The sequence below is a fragment of the Oleiphilus sp. HI0123 genome (assembly GCF_001635315.1).
Genome location: NZ_LWGE01000686.1, coordinates 1 through 534 on the forward strand (window position 1 = coordinate 1; position 534 = coordinate 534).

Genomic DNA, 534 nt, shown 5'->3' on the forward strand with positions numbered 1-534 from the left:
ACCTAACAAGCTCAGCGTCAATATCACCAAAACCTGCAAAAATGCGATAATCGCCCGATCAGCCGAACCAAATAAGATGGCCGTGGATTTAACGCCGATTTTGATATCATCATCCCTATCGACCATGGCATACATCGTATCATAAGCAACGGTCCACAAGACTGTTGCCATATAGATCAACCAGATATGCGCAGGCAGTTCATTCACTTGCGCGGCATAAGCCATAGGAACGGACCAGGCAAATGCAGCACCTAAGACCACCTGTGGTAAATAAGTATAGCGCTTCATGAAGGGATAAGCAGAAGCAAGTGCGAGTGCACCAAATGAAAGGTAAATTGTCAGTTCATTGGTAAACAAAACCAGGATGAAAGACAACAGACATAAAACGGCGAAAAAGATCAAAGCCTGTTTTGCACTCACCCGCCCCGTCACCAGAGGGCGAGCTTCAGTGCGCTTTACATGACCGTCTATTTTTCTATCCGCAAAGTCATTGATTACGCAGCCTGCCGAGCGCATGAAAACAGAGCCGGCGAT

1 protein-coding gene is annotated in these 534 nt (G+C 46.8%); it reads right to left on the minus strand.

Annotated features, from left to right (window positions below; genetic code table 11):
• Nucleotides 1-534: 4-hydroxybenzoate octaprenyltransferase (locus tag A3761_RS06200; RefSeq protein WP_156491665.1), on the minus strand; the 534-nt coding region annotated here is incomplete at both ends.